Annotated in this window: 18 protein-coding genes; 8 read left to right on the forward strand and 10 right to left on the reverse strand. The window is 59.1% G+C overall.

Annotated elements, in window-relative coordinates; all coding sequences use genetic code 11:
• Positions 1-2: 2 nt before the first annotated feature.
• The 5 genes from phnK to phnG all read right to left on the reverse strand — a co-directional run bounded on the left by phnK (position 3) and on the right by phnG (position 3,992).
• Entirely contained in the window at positions 3-779 is a 777-nt protein-coding gene (phnK, locus tag GH784_RS02235; protein WP_003514488.1) for a phosphonate C-P lyase system protein PhnK, read from the reverse strand.
• Positions 776-1,678, reverse strand: a complete 903-nt coding sequence (locus tag GH784_RS02240) for an alpha-D-ribose 1-methylphosphonate 5-phosphate C-P-lyase PhnJ (RefSeq protein ID WP_065703622.1) — start codon at positions 1,676-1,678, stop codon at positions 776-778. The genes phnK and GH784_RS02240 overlap by 4 nt, the downstream gene beginning before the upstream one ends.
• Positions 1,679-1,811: 133 nt before the next feature.
• The gene (locus GH784_RS02245) at positions 1,812-2,921 is read right to left on the reverse strand and encodes a carbon-phosphorus lyase complex subunit PhnI (protein WP_065703624.1); all 1,110 of its coding nucleotides are present in this window, start codon (positions 2,919-2,921) and stop codon (positions 1,812-1,814) included.
• A gap of 1 nt (position 2,922) precedes the next feature.
• Positions 2,923-3,531 (reverse strand): phosphonate C-P lyase system protein PhnH, encoded by a 609-nt coding sequence (gene phnH / locus GH784_RS02250; RefSeq protein WP_065703625.1) that lies wholly within the window; start codon positions 3,529-3,531, stop codon positions 2,923-2,925.
• The gene (phnG, locus tag GH784_RS02255; RefSeq protein WP_003514497.1) at positions 3,531-3,992 is read right to left on the reverse strand and encodes a phosphonate C-P lyase system protein PhnG; all 462 of its coding nucleotides are present in this window, start codon (positions 3,990-3,992) and stop codon (positions 3,531-3,533) included. Before phnG ends, phnH begins: the two co-directional genes overlap by 1 nt.
• 82 nt (positions 3,993-4,074) lie before the next feature.
• On the opposite strand from phnG, the gene phnF reads away from it, so the two are divergent.
• Positions 4,075-4,812: a phosphonate metabolism transcriptional regulator PhnF gene (gene phnF / locus GH784_RS02260; RefSeq protein WP_065703627.1), complete on the forward strand. Its 738-nt coding sequence runs from the start codon at positions 4,075-4,077 to the stop codon at positions 4,810-4,812.
• Between the two features lie 22 nt (positions 4,813-4,834).
• On the opposite strand, the gene dapB is transcribed toward phnF, so the two are convergent.
• From dapB to mepA, 4 genes are all read right to left on the reverse strand, one after another.
• The gene (gene dapB, locus GH784_RS02265) at positions 4,835-5,662 is read right to left on the reverse strand and encodes a 4-hydroxy-tetrahydrodipicolinate reductase (protein ID WP_065703629.1); all 828 of its coding nucleotides are present in this window, start codon (positions 5,660-5,662) and stop codon (positions 4,835-4,837) included.
• A gap of 115 nt (positions 5,663-5,777) precedes the next feature.
• Positions 5,778-6,800 (reverse strand): glucokinase, encoded by a 1,023-nt coding sequence (locus GH784_RS02270; RefSeq protein ID WP_065703630.1) that lies wholly within the window; start codon positions 6,798-6,800, stop codon positions 5,778-5,780.
• A 21-nt stretch (positions 6,801-6,821) separates the two neighbouring features.
• A complete protein-coding gene (locus GH784_RS02275) occupies positions 6,822-7,205 on the reverse strand; it encodes a methylglyoxal synthase (RefSeq protein ID WP_065703632.1) in 384 nt (127 codons plus the stop codon).
• A gap of 101 nt (positions 7,206-7,306) precedes the next feature.
• Entirely contained in the window at positions 7,307-8,356 is a 1,050-nt protein-coding gene (mepA, locus tag GH784_RS02280) for a penicillin-insensitive murein endopeptidase (protein WP_065703634.1), read from the reverse strand.
• Between the two features lie 206 nt (positions 8,357-8,562).
• Here mepA and GH784_RS02285 point away from each other — a divergent pair, with 206 nt between their 5' ends.
• The 7 genes from GH784_RS02285 (at position 8,563) to GH784_RS02315 (ending at position 18,685) form a co-directional block, all read left to right on the forward strand.
• On the forward strand, positions 8,563-10,407 hold the full coding sequence (locus tag GH784_RS02285; RefSeq protein WP_065703636.1) for an extracellular solute-binding protein: 1,845 nt from the start codon (positions 8,563-8,565) through the stop codon (positions 10,405-10,407).
• A gap of 142 nt (positions 10,408-10,549) precedes the next feature.
• Positions 10,550-11,644 carry a microcin C ABC transporter permease YejB gene (locus tag GH784_RS02290; protein ID WP_003514512.1) on the forward strand — a complete coding sequence of 365 codons (1,095 nt, stop codon included), beginning with the start codon at positions 10,550-10,552 and terminating at the stop codon, positions 11,642-11,644.
• A complete protein-coding gene (locus GH784_RS02295) occupies positions 11,644-12,789 on the forward strand; it encodes an ABC transporter permease (RefSeq protein ID WP_003514514.1) in 1,146 nt (381 codons plus the stop codon). Before GH784_RS02290 ends, GH784_RS02295 begins: the two co-directional genes overlap by 1 nt.
• Before the next feature lie 5 nt (positions 12,790-12,794).
• Positions 12,795-14,435, forward strand: coding sequence for an ABC transporter ATP-binding protein (locus tag GH784_RS02300; RefSeq protein ID WP_083211604.1), 1,641 nt, complete (start codon positions 12,795-12,797; stop codon positions 14,433-14,435).
• 102 nt (positions 14,436-14,537) lie between these two features.
• The gene (locus GH784_RS02305; protein ID WP_065703640.1) at positions 14,538-15,785 is read left to right on the forward strand and encodes an NAD(P)/FAD-dependent oxidoreductase; all 1,248 of its coding nucleotides are present in this window, start codon (positions 14,538-14,540) and stop codon (positions 15,783-15,785) included.
• Positions 15,786-16,020: 235 nt separating this feature from the next.
• A complete protein-coding gene (locus GH784_RS02310; RefSeq protein WP_003514517.1) occupies positions 16,021-17,382 on the forward strand; it encodes a glutamine synthetase family protein in 1,362 nt (453 codons plus the stop codon).
• A 1-nt stretch (position 17,383) separates the two neighbouring features.
• Positions 17,384-18,685 carry an NAD(P)/FAD-dependent oxidoreductase gene (locus GH784_RS02315; protein ID WP_003514518.1) on the forward strand — a complete coding sequence of 434 codons (1,302 nt, stop codon included), beginning with the start codon at positions 17,384-17,386 and terminating at the stop codon, positions 18,683-18,685.
• On the opposite strand, the gene GH784_RS02320 is transcribed toward GH784_RS02315, so the two are convergent.
• On the reverse strand, positions 18,682-19,170 hold the full coding sequence (locus tag GH784_RS02320; protein ID WP_003514519.1) for a gluconokinase: 489 nt from the start codon (positions 19,168-19,170) through the stop codon (positions 18,682-18,684). The genes GH784_RS02315 and GH784_RS02320 overlap by 4 nt on opposite strands.
• Positions 19,171-19,250 lie beyond the last annotated feature (80 nt).

Consider the following 19,250-nt stretch of genomic DNA (forward strand, 5'->3'; position numbering starts at 1 on the left):
CGTCAAACCTGCAAAATGGAGGAAACAAGCAATTGCGTGTAGGGTTCGCGCGGATCATCCAGCACCCGGTCTGTCAGACCGTGTTCGATGACGTCACCTCCCTTCATCACCATCATGCGATGGGAAAGCAGCCGCGCGACCGCCAGATCATGGGTGACGACGATAACGGCGAGGCCGAGATCGTTGACGAGACCACGCACGAGATCGAGCAGGCGTGCCTGCACCGAGACATCGAGGCCGCCGGTCGGTTCGTCCATGAAGACGAGGCGCGGTGAGGTCACCAGGTTGCGGGCAATCTGCAGACGCTGACGCATGCCGCCGGAAAAGGCGCGTGGCTGGTCGTCAATGCGGTCTGTGCCGATTTCTACCCGCTCCAGCCACTCGCTGGCTGATTGCCGGATATTGCCGTAATGCCGGTTACCGACAGCCATAAGCCGCTCGCCGACATTGGCGCCGGCCGAAACCGCCATGCGCAGTCCATCCGCTGGGTTCTGGTGCACGAAACCCCAGTCTGTCCGCATCAGGAAACGCCGTTCGGCCTCGCCCATATGATAGAGGTCTCGCACCGAGCCATCGCGCATGCGATATTCCACGCTGCCAGCCGTCGGCACGAGCCGTGTGGAAATGCAGTTGAGAAGCGTGGTCTTGCCGGAGCCGGATTCACCGACGATTGCCAGAACTTCGCCCGGATAAAGCTCGAAGGAGACGTTGCGGCAACCGGCGCGGTCGCCGTAATATTTCGAAACGTCCCTGACTTTCAGAAGCGGTGCGTCGCTCATTCTGCGGCCTCCTTCACATCCGCCAGCAAATGGCCCTTGTGGCCATGGGCGCGGCGGTCTTCGCAATGGTCGGTATCGGAGCAGACGAACATCCGCCCGCCCTTGTCGTCCAGCACCACCTCGTCCAGATAGACATTCTCCCCGCCGCACATCGCGCAGGGCTTGTCGAAGCTCTGGATTTCAAACGGATGGTCCTCGAAATCCAGGCTGACGACATCCGTGTAGGGTGGCACGGCATAGATGCGCTTTTCGCGCCCGGCCCCGAACAATTGCAGGGCGTCCGACAGGTGCATTTTCGGATTGTCGAACTTCGGGGTTGGCGAGGGGTCCATCACATAGCGCCCCGCAACCTTCACCGGATAGGCATAGGTGGTGGAGATACGGCCGTTGCGGGCGATGTCCTCATAAAGCTTGACGTGCATCAGACCGTATTCCTCCAGCGCATGCATGACGCGGGTTTCGGTCTCGCGCGGCTCGAGGAACCGCAAGGGTTCAGGAATGGGAACCTGATAGACAAGCACCTGCCCCGAATGCAGTTCTTCTTCGGGAATGCGGTGCCGCGTCTGGATGATGGTTGCATCCTTGGTGCGTGTGGTGACGGCGACATCAGCGACTTTCTGGAAGAAGGCGCGGATGGAAACGGCGTTGGTGGTGTCGTCGGCGCCCTGGTCGATAACCTTCAGGACATCGTCTGGACCGAGGATGGCGGCGGTCACCTGCACGCCGCCGGTGCCCCAGCCGTAAGGCATGGGCATTTCACGGGAAGCGAAGGGAACCTGATAACCGGGAATGGCAATTGCCTTCAGGATCGCCCGGCGGATCATCCGCTTGGTCTGTTCGTCCAGATAGGCGAAGTTGTAGGCAGCCAGCCCGTCGTCGAATGAAACTTCTTTAAGCATTGCGCGTTAACCTTGCGAAAAAAGGAGTACAAGCTCATGGAGATTGGAATTCTTGCAGCCGTGTTCTTTGCCGCTTTTGCAGCATTGACCGTCTTTTGCGCCTATTGGTTCGGCGAGCAGCACAGTCGCTGATTTATTCGGCTGCATCGCTCATCCATTCCCCGGCATCGGTGTCGGTCGCGTCGAAATCGGCGCGCATTTTGCGCACCAAGCCCAGTTCGGCCTGAAAATCCACGTAGTGCGGCAATTTCAGATGTTCGACAAAGCCCGTCGCCTGCACATTGTCGGCGTGCGAGATGACGAATTCCTCGTCCTGCGCGGGGGCAACCACATCCTCACCGAATTCAGCGGCGCGTAGCGCACGGTCGACCAGTGACATGGCCATCGCCTTGCGCTCGCTCTGGCCGAACACCAGACCGTAACCGCGGGTGAATTGCGGAGGTGCCTTGGCAGAACCCTTGAACTGGTTGACCATCTGACATTCGGTGACCTTGATGTCGCCGAGCGAGACAGCAAAACCGAGCTCCGGCACATCCAGTTCGACCTCCACCTCGCCGATGCGGATTTCACCGACGAACGGGTGTGTGCGTCCGTAACCGCGCTGCGTCGAATAGGCGAGCGCCAGAAGAAAGCCCTCGTCGCCGCGTGCAAGCGATTGCAGGCGCAGGTCGCGCGCCATCGGAAACTCTATTGGTTCGCGTGTCAGATCGCCGGCAACGTGGTCATCCGGCATGTCGCCGTCACTTTCGATCAAGCCTTCTTCGGCGAGAATGTCGGATACGCGCATGACGTATTCTGTCTCGCCCTCACGGATGGCAGGGATCTCGACAGCTCCGTTCTCCAGCAGCGAGGGATCGAGCAGGCGGTGGGTGTAATCGAAGGTCGGTCCCAGCAATTGCCCGCCCGGCAAATCCTTGTAGGTCGCCGAAACGCGCCGTTGGACCGTCATCTTCGCAGTATCCACGGGAACAGAGTAGCCGAAACGGGGCAGGGTCGTGCGGTAGGCGCGCAGCAGGAAAATCGCTTCTATCATGTCGCCGCGAGACTGCTTGACGGCAAGGGCGGCCAGCGACTGGTCGTAAAGCGAAGCCTCCGCCATGACCCGGTCAACGGCGAGCGAAAGCTGCGAAACGATCTGCGCCACCGTCATGGCGGGCAGGTCGCGGTCTCCGCGCCGCTTGTCTGCCAGAAGCCGGTGGGCGTTGGCGATGGCGGTTTCCCCGCCTTTGACAGCAACATACATCTTATGCCTCCACGGGTTGAATGCGCGTCGTGCGCGGCAGGCAGACGAATTTGTCGCCAGCGGTCAGGATGACGTCGATGCCGCGCGGGAAGATGGCGTTGTTTTCCGCCCATAGCCTCGGGAATATGTCCGGCAGGCCGGATGGGCTAATGATGTTGATATGGCGGATGCCGGGGCCGGACAGCAGCAGTTCCCGTCCGCCGTCAAGATCGGGCAATTCAATGATGACCGTCGTGGAACGGTCGGGGTATTCCTGACTGCCCTGGGAAAAGAGACCGAAGGAGGCAATTGCGCTTCCCGCCTCAATGACGGCGAAATGCGCCGCGCTTTTTTCCTCTGTTGTAACCGCCCCGGTGTGAAACCCGATCCATCCCGGCACCGTGGTTTTGCGTAGCGCGCCGCTCAGCCAGACCGGCGTGTCATGGTCGCAAAGTGCAAGAAGAACGGCGCCGCTGGCCGCACCAAGCGGCAGCGGCGGGGCAACTGTTGTTTCAATGGTTTGCGCTGTGCCTGGCCGGGCCATGCCGTCCATGAGCTTCTTGAAGATTCGCTGTGAATCGAAAACGGCGTCGGAAAAACCGCCCGTCAATGCTTCGGCTTTCACGCCCATCAATCCTCTCCTCGAACCATGGTGAAGAAATCCACACGAGTTGCGGCTGTTTCTTTCGTTTTCCGATCTTTCTCCTCGGCCAGTCTTTTTTCGACCGGTGAAAGAAGCTCGGTCTCGATGAAGCCGCGTGTCGGGTTTTCCTGCCAGAGCGCATCGAAAACCGCAGCGTACCAGGCCTTCTTGCGACCGGTGCCGAGCACATGCGCATGGCCGACGGTGCCGGATGCGAGCTTCACGGTTGCCCGGGTCACGGTGGTTTCGCCCAGATTAAAGGGCGCACCGCCGCCGCCGATACGGCCCTTGACCATCACGAGGCCGGTTTCAGGCCCCCGCACGTTTTCCGTCTGCGGGCTGGCATCCTGCCGGCTCCAGACGGCCTCAAGTTCCTGAACGGTGGCGCGGGCAAGAAGTGCTGCCACCCGTTTCCTTTCCGCATGTGAATTCGCAGCTTCGTTATTCATCGCTTGACCTCTAATGTCTATTGATATAGACAACTATACAATATAAGTTACAATTAACGTCGATGAATGACAAGCGTGTGACATGAGCCCTTCGGCAGCGATGAAAAGAAAGAACGGCGTGGCGCTCTGGCGACAGATCGCCGACAGGATCAGGGGCGAGATCGCAGCGGGCGATCACGACGAAACCGGCATGTTGCCGCCAGAAATGACGCTGGCCGAAAAATTCGGCGTCAACCGCCATACCGTCAGGAGCGCCATTGCCGCGCTGGCAAGCGAAGGCATTCTCGAGGCGAGGCAGGGGCGCGGCACGATGATTGCGCGCAAGGAACGACTGAGCTTTCCGATTTCACTGCGCACACGGTTCACGGCCGGTATCAGCGATCAGGTGAAGGATATGCAGGCGCTGCTTCTTTCCCACACCACCGAGCCGGCAAATGCCGACCTGGCGGCACGGCTGCAATTGCAGCCGGGTGCACCGCTTGTGCGTCTGGAAACCCTGCGAAAGGCCGACAGCCGGCCGGTTTCGCGCTCGACCACGTGGTTTCCGGCGGACCGTTTTTCAGGGATAGGGGATGCCTATCAAAAAAGTGGGTCGATCACCGCCGCCTTCGAAATGCTGGGCGTCGCGGATTATGTGCGCATCTCTACCGTCATTTCCGCGAGCCACGCTGATACGCAGGATCTGGCCGATCTCGAATTGGCGCCGGGCGCAATCCTGCTCGTCACCCAGGCGCTGAACGCGGATATGGACGGCATTCCCGTGCAATATGCCATCAGCCGGTTCTCGGCAGATACGGTTGAGTTTACCGTGGAAAATTAAGGCGCAGACGTAGACTGAAGCGTTATTCTGCCTGCGAAATGCCGAGAACATCCAGCATCGAATAGAAGCCCGGCTTCTTGTCGAAGGCCCAGACCGCCGCCGCAATCGCGCCGCGTGCGAAGATGGAGCGGTCGCCGGCGTAGTGGGAAAGCTCGACGCGCTCTCCCTCGCCAGCGAAGATCACCGAATGTTCGCCGATCACCGAGCCGCCGCGCAGGGTCGCAAAACCGATTGTGCCCGCTTCGCGCGCACCCGTATGCCCGTCACGCACGCGAACGGAGGAGGTGGCGAGATCGACCTTGCGGCCCGCTGCCGCCGCTTCGCCGAGCAGCAGCGCTGTTCCGGAGGGCGCGTCCACCTTGTGTTTGTGGTGCATTTCAAGGATTTCGATATCCCAGTTCTGCGCATCCAATGCCTTGGCGGCCTGCTGCGTCAAAACGCTGAGCAGATTGACGCCGAGGCTCATATTGCCCGATTTGACGATGCGGGCATGGCGTGACGCTGCCTTGAATTTTTCCTCGTCGCCCAGTGAGCAACCGGTGGTGCCGATGACGTGTACGATGCGGGCCTGCGCGGCGAGACCGGCGAAAGTGACGCTGGTTGCAGGCGAGGTGAAGTCGATCACCCCTTCCGCATGCAGGAATGCCTGCAAGGGATCGCTGGTGATCTCGATGCCGATTGGTCCGAGACCGGCAATCTCGCCGGCATCGCGGCCAACAAAAGCAGACCCTTCGCGTGCGACGGCGGCATGCAGCGTTACACCCGGTGTCTGGTGAATAAGGCGGATCAGCGCCTGTCCCATGCGGCCCGCCGCACCAACCACCACCAGTTTCATATCGCTGCCGCTCATGCCTTCACTCACTTTTCACGTCCTGCCGTTCAAGGTCGCCATTCAATTGACTGACCCATACCTCACCGACGTTAAAGACCGCCCGCCCGCTTCGCAAGCCTGTCCCAAGCGCAGATCAGGCTCTCCAGCGCCGCCCGTCGAGTGAAAGGCCGAAATCCGAAGGGGTGCGCGCGTAGGTGGCGAGACCGGAAAGGGCCGCCTGTGGATGGGTAACGACGAAGGTGGGAATGCTGCGCATCAGGGCACTGTGCGGCGCCTTGTCTTCGAACGCCGCCCGGAATTCAGGGCTTTTCAGCGCGGGAACGATTTTCTGCGAAATGCCACCTGCGAGATAGACACCGCCCTTGGCCATGAAGATCAGGGCAAGGTCACCCGCCACACGGCCGAGATAGGTGCTGAAAAGCGAAAGCGTCTCTTTCGCCTGCGGGTTCTGGCCCGAAAGCCCCTGCGAGGTTATGTCGGCCGGATCGGAAAAGATCGGCTCGATGCCATCGGCGGTGCAGATGGCCCGGTAAAGATTGACCAGCCCGCGCCCGCAAAGGATCTGTTCGCCGGCGACACGGCCCTCGATGGTCTCGATATGCGGAAAGACCGCATAGTCACGCGCGCTTCTGGGGCCGATATCGATGTGGCCGCCTTCGCCGGGTACGGGAAACCACATATGTCGGGCGTAAACCAGACCGGCAACGCCAAGGCCCGTGCCTGGTCCGAGAACGACGCGCGATGCCAGCATGTCTTTTTTGCCGGAGCCGATAGAATCGCGGTTGTCGTCGTCGAGCGCGGCAATAGCCAGTGCCTGCGCCTCGAAATCGTTGATGACGATGACGTCTTTCAGGCCGAGTTTGGCCAGCATATCTTTCGGCTTCACAACCCAATGGCAGTTGGTCAGCGGAATTTCGTCGCCTTCGATGGGGCCGGCGATCGCAAGGATGGTCGACACGGGCTGAAGCGAGGTCTTGTCCAGAACCGCCTGCTGGATGGCGTCGTCAATTGTCGGATATTCCGCTGTTTTCACGGTGGTGAGGTGCACCGGTTCCGCAAAGGAATCGATCAGAATGGAAAAGCGGGCATTGGTGCCGCCGATGTCGCCAAGAAGGATCGGAAAGGAAAGATATTCGGTATCGGACGTCTTCGGCATTACCTGTTCCATGTTGGCGCGTCATTTGGCGAGGTTGAAGTCGATCAGGTTTTCTGCGGTGGCGCGATTGAGCGCCATGGGAATGTCGTAAACCGTGGCAAGCCGCGTCAGCGCCTTCACATCCACATCATGCGGCATCGCCGTCAGCGGGTCGGTGAAGAAGATAAGCATATCGACCTCACCGGTGGCGATCATCGCACCGATCTGCTGGTCACCGCCAAGCGGGCCGCTTTTGAGGCGAATGACGCTGAGGTCGGGGCAGGCTTCCTGAACGCGCCCGCCGGTGGTGCCGGTGGCGACGATCTTGAAGCCGGAAAGCACCTTTTGGTGATGACGCGCAAAATCCGCCATATCGTCTTTTTTCTCGTCGTGAGCGATGAGTGCGATACAGCGTTGTCCTGCCATGTCCCCAGCCTGTTCCCATAAAGAATTAAATCGATTTGAAGCCTTCTATAACAGCTTGTCCCCATTTGAAAAGGGAAGCTGTTTAATGCCGCATTTCTGTTTCAGTTCAATGTCGGGCGCTGGGTCGGAAGCGGAATATCCGCAGGTGGCTGAATGGCCGGAGCGTTCTGGATGATCTGTTCCACGCCTTGCTGGCGCACGGCCTGGGCCGGGGAATATGCCTGGGCAGCAAAACCTTCCGTATTGGCGGATGGGGCGGCGGCCACGGCGGCACAGGCTGCGGGCAGATCGGAGACCATGACCTGACGGGGTTTCACAGGCTTGGCATTGGGGTCTTTTTTCGGCGGCGCCCATGGTTCCTTGGTGAACCACCAGGCCAGCGACTTGTCGCAACCGTCACCTTTGCCAACTTCGGCCTGAGGTTTGCAGTTGGGCGCGCCAGGCGGGCATTCCAGCCGGATGTGGAAATGTTCGTCGTGACCGTAGATTGGCCTGATCTTGCCCATGAAGGTGCGGTCGCCGGTCCATGTCTGGCAGAGTTTCTGCTTGATTGCCGGGTTAACGAAGACCCGCTCCACCTGCGGATAGCTCGCTGCCATCATTACCAGCCGTGCATTGAGCGGCGACCATTTGCGGTCATCGACCGTCAGGAACTTGGACTTATCAAGCATGGAAATGAAAGGCAGCGTCTCGCGCTGCTGCACCGTCAGCCTTGGGTTCGGCATGGGCCGCCACCACACATCGACATCGAGGCCGATCTGGTGCGAGGCATGGCCTGTCAGCATCGGTCCACCGCGCGGCTGTGAGATATCTCCGAGCAACAGGCCCGGCCAGCCGATTTTCTGTGCATCCTGCGAAAACCGCTCGAGGAAGGAAATCAGCTGCGGTTGGCCCCAGTTGCGATTGCGGGAAAGGCGCATGGCTTGCCACGTCGGGCCATCTGCGGGCATGGCGATGGCGCCGGACTGACATCCCTTTGCATAGGAGCCGATCGGCTGGGAGCTATTCGCAGATGGCAGGTCGATGTGGCCGAATACTTCTTTCGCGGGCCTGTCCTCGGCCGATGCGATTTGCGTCTGCAACTGGAGCGCCGAAACGACCGAAATCGCCAGCATGGCCGCCTTGAAAATTCTGGATGATCCCGCCGTCATATATTCGTGCCCGTTCCGACTAAATGATTCTCTCGCCCCTCAGGATAAACTGGATCGGGATTTTGTTGAAACCATGTTTCAAGCCGCCCGCACCAAGGCATGCGAATAAAGGCCTCAATAAAGAGCTTGTGAGCCGGAGCATCTGTTTTTTGCCAATGTTTGTTTTATGCTCTCTTCAACAAACACGAAAACAGGGAACGTCCCGAATGAAATTGGCACCGTTGAAATCCCGGCTCCTCGTCGCTCTTGCGGCCTCCGCCATGCTGATGCCGGCGGCCGCCTCCGCACAGTCTGCGGATGTGTGGCGAAAGGGAATCTCGACGGTCGGCGAATTGAAGCATCCCGATGGTTTTGATCATTTTGACTATGTGAACACCAAGGCGCCGAAAGGCGGCACACTACGCCTGTCGACATCGGGAACCTTCGATACGCTCAATCCGCTGCTCGCCAAGGGTGAGGCGGCTACAGGTCTTTCGCTGGTTTTCGACACTCTGATGAAATCGACGGAAGAGGAACTCTCGGCCTCCTACGGTCTCCTGGCAGAGGGCGTGAGCTATCCCGACGATATCTCCAAGGCCACCTTCCGGCTGCGCGCGGAAGCGAAATGGGCCGACGGCAAGCCGGTGACGCCGGAAGATGTCGTCTTCAGCTTTGAAAAAGCCAAAGATCTCAGCCCGCAGCTTGCGACCTATTACACCCATGTCACCAAGGCAGAGGTGACGGGTGAAAGGGACATCACCTTTACCTTCGATCAAAAGAATAATCGCGAATTGCCGCAGATCGTCGGGCAGTTGCTGATTGTTCCCAAACACTGGTGGGAGGGTGTTGGTCCGGATGGCAAGCCGCGCGACATATCGCGTGGCACGCTGGAGCCGGTGATGGGGTCTGGCCCCTATAAAATAGCGTCGCTGTCTCCCGGATCGACGATGACCTATGAGCGACGTGACGACTATTGGGGCAAGGACATCAATGTGAATGTCGGCCAGCACAATTTCAAAACAATCACCTATACCTTCTTTGCCGATCAGGACGTCGAGTTCCAGGCTTTCAAATCAGGCACAGTCGATTTCCGGCAGGAAGCTTCTTCCAGCCGCTGGGTCACTGGTTATGATTTTCCGGCCGTCAAGGAAGGCCGCGTCACAAAGGAGGAATTGCCGAACATCTATCGCGCCGTCGGCATCATGCAGGCCTTCGTGCCGAACATGCGGCGGGAGAAGTTCCAGAACCCGAAACTGCGCAAGGCGCTTAACTATGCTTTCGACTTCGAAGAGCTGAACAGGACGCTGGCTTACGGTCAGTTTCAGCGCATCAACAGCTTTTTCATGGGCAGCGAGCTCGCCTCTTCAGGCTTGCCGACGGGTCGTGAACTCGAAATTCTTCAGGAGTTGAAGGATCAGGTGCCGCCGGAGGTCTTCACCACCGAATATAGCAATCCCGTCGCGGGTGAACCCGCCAAACAGCGTGACAATCTGCGCGAGGCGGTCAAGCTGATGAAGGAGGCCGGTTATGAGCTTCGCGGCAACCGCATGGTCAACGCGGCGAGCGGGCAGCCGCTGGATATGGAGTTTCTGATCGATTCCTCCGGCATGGAAAGAACCATCCTGCCCTATGTCCAGAACCTGAAGAAGATCGGCGTCAATGCGACCATCCGCACCGTCGATGCCTCGCAATATACCAACCGTACCCGCAGCTTCGATTTCGACGTTGCGGTCAAGCTCTGGGCGACGTCGGCAAATCCTGGAAACGAACAGGCGGATTTCTGGGGTTCGGCGGCGGCCGACCGGCAGGGCTCCAACAATCTCGCCGGCATCAAGAACCCTGCCGTCGACGCTTTGGTCAGGAAGGTCATATTTGCGCCCAACCGGGATGAGCAGGTGGCCGCCGCGCGGGCGCTTGACCGGGTGCTTCTGGCAAACAGCTACGTCATACCGCAATTTTATCGCGGCGAGATGTTCATCGCTTACTGGAACACGCTCATCCGTCCGGAAAACCTGCCGCAATATGGCGTCGGTTTTCCGGAAGCATGGTGGTCCAGCCAGGCCGCGAACTGACGCCGCGCTTGCTTTCGCGCCGAAGGCTTGATTCACATAGGGCGAGACGAATCGCTTGGATCGCGCAAGGCAGCGCTTTCAGGAGGGGACCGGGTTTGACAGAAACGAAAACCGCTGACGTATCAGCCGGGAGCAAAGGCTGATGGGCGCCTATATTCTCAGACGTCTGGCGCTGATGATCCCGACCATTATCGGCATTATGGGCATTTCGTTTCTTGTCATCCAGTTCGCGCCGGGCGGGCCGGTGGAACAGGTCGTCGCGCAACTGACTGGGCAGGGCGACAGCGCCTCCGACCGCCTCTCCGGCGGCGGCGATCTTATGGGCCAGTCCGGCGGTTTCGATGAAAGCGGCTCGAAATATCGCGGTGCGCAGGGCCTTGATCCGGAGCTGATCGCCAAGCTCGAGAAACAGTTCGGTTTCGACAAGCCGCCGCTCACCCGTTTTCTCGAAATGATGTGGAATTACATACGCTTCGATTTCGGCGACAGCTTCTTCCGCAATTCCTCGGTCATCGATCTCATCATCGACAAGCTGCCGGTCTCGATGTCGCTCGGCTTCTGGATTCTGATCATCTCCTACATGATCTCCATTCCACTCGGCATCAAGAAAGCCGTTTCCGACGGCTCGACCTTTGATATTTGGACATCAGGCATCATCATCATCGGTTATGCCGTTCCAAGCTTCCTGTTCGGCATTCTTCTCATCGTGCTTTTCGCCGGAGGATCGTTCTTCGACTGGTTCCCGCTGCGCGGTCTGGTATCGGACAATTTTGACCAGCTGAACTGGTGGCAGAAGATCATCGACTATTTCTGGCACCTGACCCTGCCGCTGATCGCGCTATCGCTTTCGGCTTTCGCGACGACGACGCTTCTGACGAAAAATTCCTTCATCGACGAGATCAAGAAGCAATATGTCGTGACCGCCCGCGCCAAGGGGCTCAGCGAACGCAAGGTTCTTTATGGCCACGTCTTCCGCAATGCGATGCTGATCGTGATCGCCGGTTTTCCGGGCGCCTTCATCTCGGCATTCTTCACCGGTTCGCTGCTGATCGAGAATATCTTCTCGCTGGATGGCCTAGGCCGCCTCGGTTATCTCTCGGTCGTCAATCGCGACTACCCGATCGTGTTCGGCACGCTTTTCATCTTTTCGCTGATGGGCCTCGTGGTCAGCCTCCTATCCGACCTTATCTACACATGGATCGATCCGCGAATCGATTTCGAGCGGAGGGACGTGTGATGACGCTTGCCCATACCGCCGCAACGGAAACGTTGGTAAAGCCGAAGCGCCCCTGGTTTTCACCAACCACCAAGCGCCGCTGGCAGAATTTCAAAGCAAACCGGCGCGGTTACTGGTCCTTCTGGCTGTTCCTGATCCTGTTTTTCCTGAGCCTGATTGCGGAATTCATCGCCAATGACAAACCCATTTTCGCTTCTTACAAGGGCGAATTTCTGGTGCCGGTCATGGTCGATTATCCGGAGGAAAAGTTTGGCGGGTTCCTTGCCCAGACTGACTACAAATCCTCCTTCATTCAGGACGAGATCAACGCCAATGGCTGGATGATCTGGCCGCCGATCCGCTATTCCTATCAGACGGTCAATTCCAACATTCCGCATTCGGCCCCCACGGCACCCTTCTGGCTGATGGATGAAAAGGACCGCTGCTCGGCCTATCCGCAGGGTAATGCCGATCCCGGCTGTACGCTCGGCAATCTCAATTGGCTCGGAACCGACAATCAAGCGCGCGACGTCACGGCGCGGATGATCTATGGCTTCCGTATTTCCGTGCTTTTCGGCCTGACGCTGACGATCGCATCCGCCCTCGTTGGGGTGACTGCCGGCGCCATCCAGGGTTATTTCGGCGGCTGGACGGACCTGCTGTTGCAGCGTTTCATTGAAATCTGGTCATCCATGCCGGTGCTTTACATCCTGCTGATCATCGCGGCTATTCTGCCGCCGGGTTTCTTCGTGCTGCTTGGCATCATGCTGCTGTTTTCATGGGTCGGCTTCGTCGGCATCGTGCGCGCGGAATTCCTGCGTGCCAGAAACTTCGAATATGTCCGCGCCGCCCGCGCCCTTGGCGTCGGCAACTGGACAATCATGTTCCGGCATCTTCTGCCAAACGCCATGGTGGCAACACTGACCTTCCTGCCGTTCATCCTCTCCGGCTCGATCACCACTTTGACCTCGCTCGATTTCCTCGGCTTCGGCATGCCGCCGGGATCGCCGTCGCTGGGCGAGATGATCGCGCAGGGCAAGAACAATCTTCAGGCGCCCTGGCTTGGCCTCACGGCCTTCTTCACCATGTCCATCATGCTGTCGCTGCTGATCTTCGTCGGCGAGGCGGTGCGAGACGCCTTCGACCCACGCAAGACGTTCCGGTGATTGCCATGATGGAAACAAAGACCCAGCCGCTTCTCTCCGTCCGTGATCTCTCCGTTGCCTTTCATCAGGGTGGAGCGACCAGCATCGCCGTAGATCATGTCTCCTTCGACCTGATGCCGGGCGAAGTTGTCGCCCTGGTCGGGGAATCCGGCTCGGGAAAATCGGTCACGGCGAACTCCATTCTCAAATTGCTGCCCTATCCGGCGGCGAGCCATCCTTCGGGCAAAATCCTGTTCGACGGCAAGGATATGCTGACCCTGCCGGAACGCGCGTTGCGCGCTGTTCGCGGCAACGACATCACCATGATTTTCCAGGAGCCGATGACCTCGCTCAACCCGCTCCATACCATCGAGCGGCAGATCGGCGAGATTCTGGAACTGCATCAGGCAATCACCGGCGCTGAAGCGCGGGCGCGCACGCTGGAACTGTTATTGCAGGTGGGCATCCGCGAGCCGGAAAAGCGCCTGAAGGCCTATCCGCATGAATTGTCCGGCGGCCAGCGGCAGCGCGTGATGATCGCTATGGCGCTTGCCAACCGGCCGAAACTGCTGATCGCCGATGAACCCACGACCGCACTCGATGTAACCGTTCAGGCGCAGATCCTTGAACTGCTGAGCGACCTCAAAAACCGGCACGGCATGTCCATGCTGTTCATCACCCACGATCTCGGCATTGTCCGTAAGTTTGCCAATCGTGTCTGCGTGATGACCAAGGGAAAGATCGTCGAGACCGGCACGGTTGAGCAGGTGTTTACCGATCCGCAGCATGCCTATACCCGCCATCTTCTGGCTGCCGAACCCAAGGGCGAGCCGCCGCTTTCCGATGCCAGCAAACCTGTCGTCATGCAGGGCGACGACATAAAAGTCTGGTTCCCGATAAAGGCGGGGCTGATGCGCAAGGTGGTCGACCACGTGAAGGCGGTTGACGGTATCGATATTACCCTGCGCGCAGGACAGACGGTTGGCGTCGTGGGCGAATCCGGCTCCGGCAAAACGACACTCGGTCTCGCCCTATCGCGTCTTATAGCGTCTGAGGGGCGTATCAGTTTCATCGGTCAGTCGATCGACAGCTATTCCTATGAAATGATGAAGCCGCTCAGAAATCGGCTTCAGGTGGTGTTTCAGGATCCTTACGGTTCGCTCAGCCCACGCATGTCGGTGGGCGAAATCGTTGCCGAGGGTCTGAAGGTGCACGAGCGACAGCTTTCCGCCGATGAGCGGGATACCCGCGTCGCCCAGGCGCTGGAAGAAGTCGGGCTCGACCCGGAGACGCGCTGGCGCTATCCGCATGAATTTTCCGGTGGTCAGCGTCAGCGTATCGCCATTGCCCGCGCCATGGTGTTGAAACCTCGCTTCGTCATGTTGGACGAGCCCACATCGGCGCTCGACATGAGCGTGCAGGCACAGGTGGTCGATCTCTTGCGCGATCTTCAGGCCCGCCACGAACTCGCCTATCTCTTCATCAGTCATGACCTGAAGGTAGTTAAAGCGCTTGCCAACGACGTAATCGTCATGCGCAACGGCAAGGTGGTGGAGAGCGGCCCGGCAGCGGGGATATTCGCTGATCCGCAACAGGAATATACCAAGGCCCTGCTGGCTGCTGCTTTCAATATCGAGGCGGTCGAAACTAAAGCGGTGAGCCAGTAGCAGGCGCATTGCTGTTTCTATTAAGACGATGATTTTTCTGTTGCTTTGCGCAAAATGCCGACCCATGTTGCGCGGACGAGATACGCAAACGGATTGAATGCCATGGCAGCGGATGTGATCGTTTTGGGGGCGGGGATCATCGGGGTCTCCGTCGCTTTGCAACTGGCCCGCAGGGGCAAATCGGTGGTGCTGGTGGACCGGCGGGGACCGGGTGAGGAAACGTCCTTCGGCAATGCCGGACTGATCCAGAGAGAGGGTGTCGTTCCCTACGCCTTCCCGCAGGAAGTTAGCCGGCTTCTCCGCTATTCCCTGAACAACAGCATCGATGCCCGTTATCATCTCTCGGCCCTGCCGAAGATCGCGCCTTTTCTTGGCCGCTACTGGTATAATTCCGCAGCCACGCGCCACGCAGCAATTGCCCGCGCCTACGCGCCGCTGATCGAGCACTCGGTCTCCGAACACAGCATCCTGATCGATGAAGCCAAGGCCGGCGATCTAATCGTGAAAAACGGTTGGATGGAGGCCTACAGGACCGCCGAAAGGCGGGATGCAGACTTTGCTTTCGCCGAACGTCTGGCGCGCGACCACGGCATCTCCCACACGAAACTCGATGGGGCGGAACTCGCCGCGGCGGAGCCGCATCTCAGCCGCGAGTTCGTCGGCGGTTTGAAATGGAATGATCCATGGTCGGTGCGCGATCCACATGCGCTGACGCTCGCCTATGTCAAACTGTTCGAGAGCCTTGGCGGAACCTTTGTCCGGGGTGATGCATCCACGCTCAGCCAGACGACAAGTGGTTGGACGGTACGCACCGAGACCGGGGCGGTGGAAGCTGAACAAGCCGTTGTCGCACTAGGCCCCTGGGCGGATACGGTGACGGAACGGCTCGGTTACCGCTTTCCGCTCGGCGTGAAACGCGGCTATCACATGCACTATGCGCCGCAGGAGGGCACCAAGCTCAACAACTGGCTAATCGACGCCGAGCGCGGTTATTTCCTCGCGCCAATGCGCAAAGGCATCCGCCTGACGACCGGCGCGGAATTTGCCGAACGCGATGCGCCGAAATCCCCCGTGCAGATCGAGCGGGCGGAACGGGTCGCCCGCACCGTCTTTCCTCTGGGCGGCAGGCTGGATGCGGAACCCTGGATGGGCGCGCGTCCCTGCACACCGGATATGATGCCGATCATCGGCAAGGCGCCGCGCCACAGGACATTGTGGTTCTCGTTCGGTCACGCCCATCACGGCCTCACACTTGGGCCCATCACTGGCCGTGTGCTGGCGGAAACCATGCTGGGAGAAACGCCGGTCATCGCCATCGATGCCTATCGACCCGAAAGGTTCAATCCCTAGATCCTGATGAACTGAAGTCATCTCTGGCGAAAACCGTGTACACTTTTCGCCATCCCGCTCTGATGGCCGAATCCGCTGGCCTTCGCGCGGCGGGCCACGTAACATGGGCTTATGAAAAGGGAAAAGGGGCAAGCGTCATCATGACGGCGAGGTTTCTCATCTATCAACAGCAGGACGATTTTCGTTAGCGAAGCGCTTCTGCGCGCGAAACAGAAGAGAAACGGCCTGCTGGTGCATGATGGATGATATTGAAAAAGCAAAGAAATTTTTCGACGATAACCCCGATATCGAAATTCTCGAAGCCTTCGTCATAGATGCGAACGGCGTGCCGCGCGGCAAATGGATTCCGCGCGAAAGGGCGATCGATGTCCTTGAAAAGGGAATGGCGATCCCACGCTCGGTCTATGCGCTGGATATCTGGGGCCGCGATGTGCATGCCGCAGGCCTCGCCGAAGGGACGGGCGATCCGGACGGGTTCTGCTTTCCTGTTCCCGGCACGCTGTCTCGGGTGACATGGCTTGGCCGGCCGACCGCACAAGTCCTGCTCGCGATGAAAAATCCTGATGGAACCGGGTTTTATGGCGATCCGCGCAATGTTCTGGCAAGGGTGCTGGAAGCCTACAAAAAGGCCGGCCTCACGCCGGTCGTGGCGACCGAACTTGAATTTTACCTGATCGACCCGGTTCGCTCTGCGCTCGATCCGGTGCGTCCGCCGCATAGCCGCGAAGGCCGGTGGCACACGGGCCAGACACAGGTTCTGTCGATTTCCGAATTGCAGGATTTCGAGGATGTCTTCCATGATATCGCAACCGCATGCAGGGCGCAGGGTGTTCTTGCCGATACGACGCTGCGGGAAAACGGGCCCGGCCAATATGAAATCAACCTCAATCATGTGCCGGACGCGTTGCGGGCCGCCGATTTCGCTGTCTTCCTGAAACGCATCGTCAAGGGTGTGGCGCGGCGGCACGATCTCGACGCCACCTTCATGGCGAAGCCGTACGGGTTACAGGCCGGCAATGGCATGCATGTGCATTTTTCCGTTCTCGATAGTGACGGCAGGAATATCTACGCCGGGGAAAACGGCCCATCGGACGCGCTGATGCATTCGGTCGGCGGCCTTCTGGAAAACATGGGGGAGAGCATGGCGATCTTCGCTCCCCATGCCAATTCCTATCGCCGCCTGACGCCCAGCGAACATGCGCCCACCTATGCCTCCTGGGGCATAGACAACCGCTCGGCGGCGGTGCGCGTTATCACTGCCAGCAAGGCCGCAACCCGCATCGAACATCGTGTCGCCGGCGCCGATACCAATCCCTATCTCGTTGTGGCGATGATCCTGAGTGCTGCCCTTGCCGGCATGAAGGAAAAACGCCAGCCGGGCGGCGCGATTTCCGGCGACAGCCACGCCATCAATCACGAACCTCTGCCCACTAACTGGGATTATGCATTGCAGCGTTTCACGCGTTCGAGTTTCGCCTATGCGACGCTTGGCCAGCGTTATCGCACGCTGTTTTCTGCCTGCAAACAGCAGGAACTTTCCGAATTTTCCCTGCGTGTAACCGACGTCGAATATGACGCCTATATCAGGACGGTGTGAGATGGCTGAGGTGACGACTATTCCCAATCCCGGCCACACATCCTCCTGGTATGCGGCCTCCGCCAATGTCAAATCCGTGCGGCCAACGCTTGAAGGCGCAATGGAAGCGGATGTCTGCGTCATCGGTGGCGGGTTTACCGGCATTTCCGCAGCACTCGAACTTTCCGAACGCGGCTATTCCGTTATCGTGCTGGAAGGCGTGCGGGTTGGCTTCGGCGCCTCGGGGCGCAATGGCGGCCAGATCGTCAATGGCTATAGCCGCGACCTCGAAACAATCGCCAGTCGTTACGGCCACGACAAGGCGGTGAAACTCGGCGAAATGTCGCTGGAAGGCGGGGAGATCATCCGCAGCCGCATTTCGAAATACGCTATCGATTGCGATCTCGTCGATGGCGGTTTCTTTGCGGCCTTCACGACGAAACAGATTCGCGAGATGGAGGCCCACAAGGCCCATTGGGAAAAACACGGCCATGGCGGGCTTGAGATGGTCTCCAAAGCCGATGTCGGAAAATACGTGCGGACCGATCGTTATGCCGGCGGCATGATCGACCGTTTCGGCGGCCACATCCATCCGCTCAATCTGGTGCAGGGGGAAGCCGCGGCGGCCGAAAGTCTCGGTGCGCGCATATTCGAAAATTCGAGGGTCATTTCGCTGGAGCAGGGCGTAAACCCTGTCGTGCGCACGGCGACGGGCAGCGTGAAGGCGAAATATGTTCTCGTCTGCGGCAATGCCTATCTCGGCAAGCTGCTGCCGGAAATCGGCGACCGGATGATGCCGGTCTCAAGCCAGGTCATGGCGACAGAGCCGCTTGATGCCGATCTGATCGAGCAACTCCTGCCAGCCAATTATTGCGTCGAGGATGCCAATTATATTCTCGATTATTATCGCCGCACCTCCGACAACCGCCTGCTTTATGGCGGTGGTATCGGTTATGGCGGCAGCGATCCGGCGGATCTGACCGGGGTAATCCGTCCGAATATGCTGAAGACTTTCCCGCAACTGGAAAAGACGAAGATCGATTTTGCCTGGAGCGGCAATTTCGCGCTGACGCTGACGCGCATCCCGCATATGGGCAAACTGTCGGACAATGTCTATTTTTCGCATGGCGACAGCGGCCACGGTGTCACCACCACGCATCTGCTCGGCAAGATATTGGGCGAGGCCGTTGCAGGCCACGCCGAGCGTTTCGATGTCTGGAGTTCCCTGCCGAATTATCCGTTCCCAGGCGGTAAGACGTTCCGCGTGCCGCTGACCGTGCTTGGTGCATGGTGGTACGGCCTGCGCGACAGGCTCGGATTTTAAAAAATCACCGCTTTCAGGCCCGAAAGTGCGTTTGCGGTAATTTCCTCCGGCGTGGCGTCGATGCTGACGGTTACGACGCCGGGTTCGCCCGTCGGCACTTCCAGCGTGGCAAGCTGGGTCTGGAGCAGCGAGAGCGGCATGAAGTGGCCCTTGCGTTCGCCCATACGCCTGCTGAGAAGTTCCAGGCTGCCGTCCAGATAGACGAAAGCGAGCGGGCCACCGGTAGCCTCGCGAAGGCGGTCGCGATAGATTTTCTTCAGCGCCGAGCAGGAAACGACGACACCGTTATTTTCGTTTCCCTTGCGCAGTTCTGCGCCAATCAGATCGAGCCAGGGCCAGCGATCTTCGTCGGTCAGCGGAATGCCCTCTGACATCTTGTCGACATTGGATTTCGGGTGAAGCTTGTCGCCCTCAATAAAGGCAATGCCCAGTTTTTCCGCCAGTTCCTCTGCGACCGTGGACTTGCCAGAGCCGCTCACTCCCATCACGACGATTGCCTTTGTCACCCGAACCTCGAATGTTTCTGTTTCGACGGTCAGCCCCTAACATGCGCGGCGGATGTCGG

Origin of the sequence: Agrobacterium tumefaciens, assembly GCF_009649785.1 — a bacterium.
Taxonomy (GTDB): Bacteria; Pseudomonadota; Alphaproteobacteria; order Rhizobiales; family Rhizobiaceae; genus Agrobacterium; species Agrobacterium tumefaciens.

Excerpts from the sequence above, each read along its gene's own strand:
- phnK (WP_003514488.1), bottom strand. The coding sequence starts at position 779 with ATGAGCGACGCACCGCTTCTGAAAGTCAGGGACGTTTCGAAATATTAC.
- GH784_RS02240 (WP_065703622.1), bottom strand. The coding sequence starts at position 1,678 with ATGCTTAAAGAAGTTTCATTCGACGACGGGCTGGCTGCCTACAACTTC.
- GH784_RS02245 (WP_065703624.1), bottom strand. The coding sequence starts at position 2,921 with ATGTATGTTGCTGTCAAAGGCGGGGAAACCGCCATCGCCAACGCCCAC.
- phnH (WP_065703625.1), bottom strand. The coding sequence starts at position 3,531 with ATGGGCGTGAAAGCCGAAGCATTGACGGGCGGTTTTTCCGACGCCGTT.
- phnG (WP_003514497.1), bottom strand. The coding sequence starts at position 3,992 with ATGAATAACGAAGCTGCGAATTCACATGCGGAAAGGAAACGGGTGGCA.
- phnF (WP_065703627.1), top strand. The coding sequence starts at position 4,075 with ATGAGCCCTTCGGCAGCGATGAAAAGAAAGAACGGCGTGGCGCTCTGG.
- dapB (WP_065703629.1), bottom strand. The coding sequence starts at position 5,662 with ATGAGCGGCAGCGATATGAAACTGGTGGTGGTTGGTGCGGCGGGCCGC.
- GH784_RS02270 (WP_065703630.1), bottom strand. The coding sequence starts at position 6,800 with ATGCCGAAGACGTCCGATACCGAATATCTTTCCTTTCCGATCCTTCTT.
- GH784_RS02275 (WP_065703632.1), bottom strand. The coding sequence starts at position 7,205 with ATGGCAGGACAACGCTGTATCGCACTCATCGCTCACGACGAGAAAAAA.
- mepA (WP_065703634.1), bottom strand. The coding sequence starts at position 8,356 with ATGACGGCGGGATCATCCAGAATTTTCAAGGCGGCCATGCTGGCGATT.
- GH784_RS02285 (WP_065703636.1), top strand. The coding sequence starts at position 8,563 with ATGAAATTGGCACCGTTGAAATCCCGGCTCCTCGTCGCTCTTGCGGCC.
- GH784_RS02290 (WP_003514512.1), top strand. The coding sequence starts at position 10,550 with ATGGGCGCCTATATTCTCAGACGTCTGGCGCTGATGATCCCGACCATT.
- GH784_RS02295 (WP_003514514.1), top strand. The coding sequence starts at position 11,644 with ATGACGCTTGCCCATACCGCCGCAACGGAAACGTTGGTAAAGCCGAAG.
- GH784_RS02300 (WP_083211604.1), top strand. The coding sequence starts at position 12,795 with ATGATGGAAACAAAGACCCAGCCGCTTCTCTCCGTCCGTGATCTCTCC.
- GH784_RS02305 (WP_065703640.1), top strand. The coding sequence starts at position 14,538 with ATGGCAGCGGATGTGATCGTTTTGGGGGCGGGGATCATCGGGGTCTCC.
- GH784_RS02310 (WP_003514517.1), top strand. The coding sequence starts at position 16,021 with ATGATGGATGATATTGAAAAAGCAAAGAAATTTTTCGACGATAACCCC.
- GH784_RS02315 (WP_003514518.1), top strand. The coding sequence starts at position 17,384 with ATGGCTGAGGTGACGACTATTCCCAATCCCGGCCACACATCCTCCTGG.
- GH784_RS02320 (WP_003514519.1), bottom strand. The coding sequence starts at position 19,170 with ATGGGAGTGAGCGGCTCTGGCAAGTCCACGGTCGCAGAGGAACTGGCG.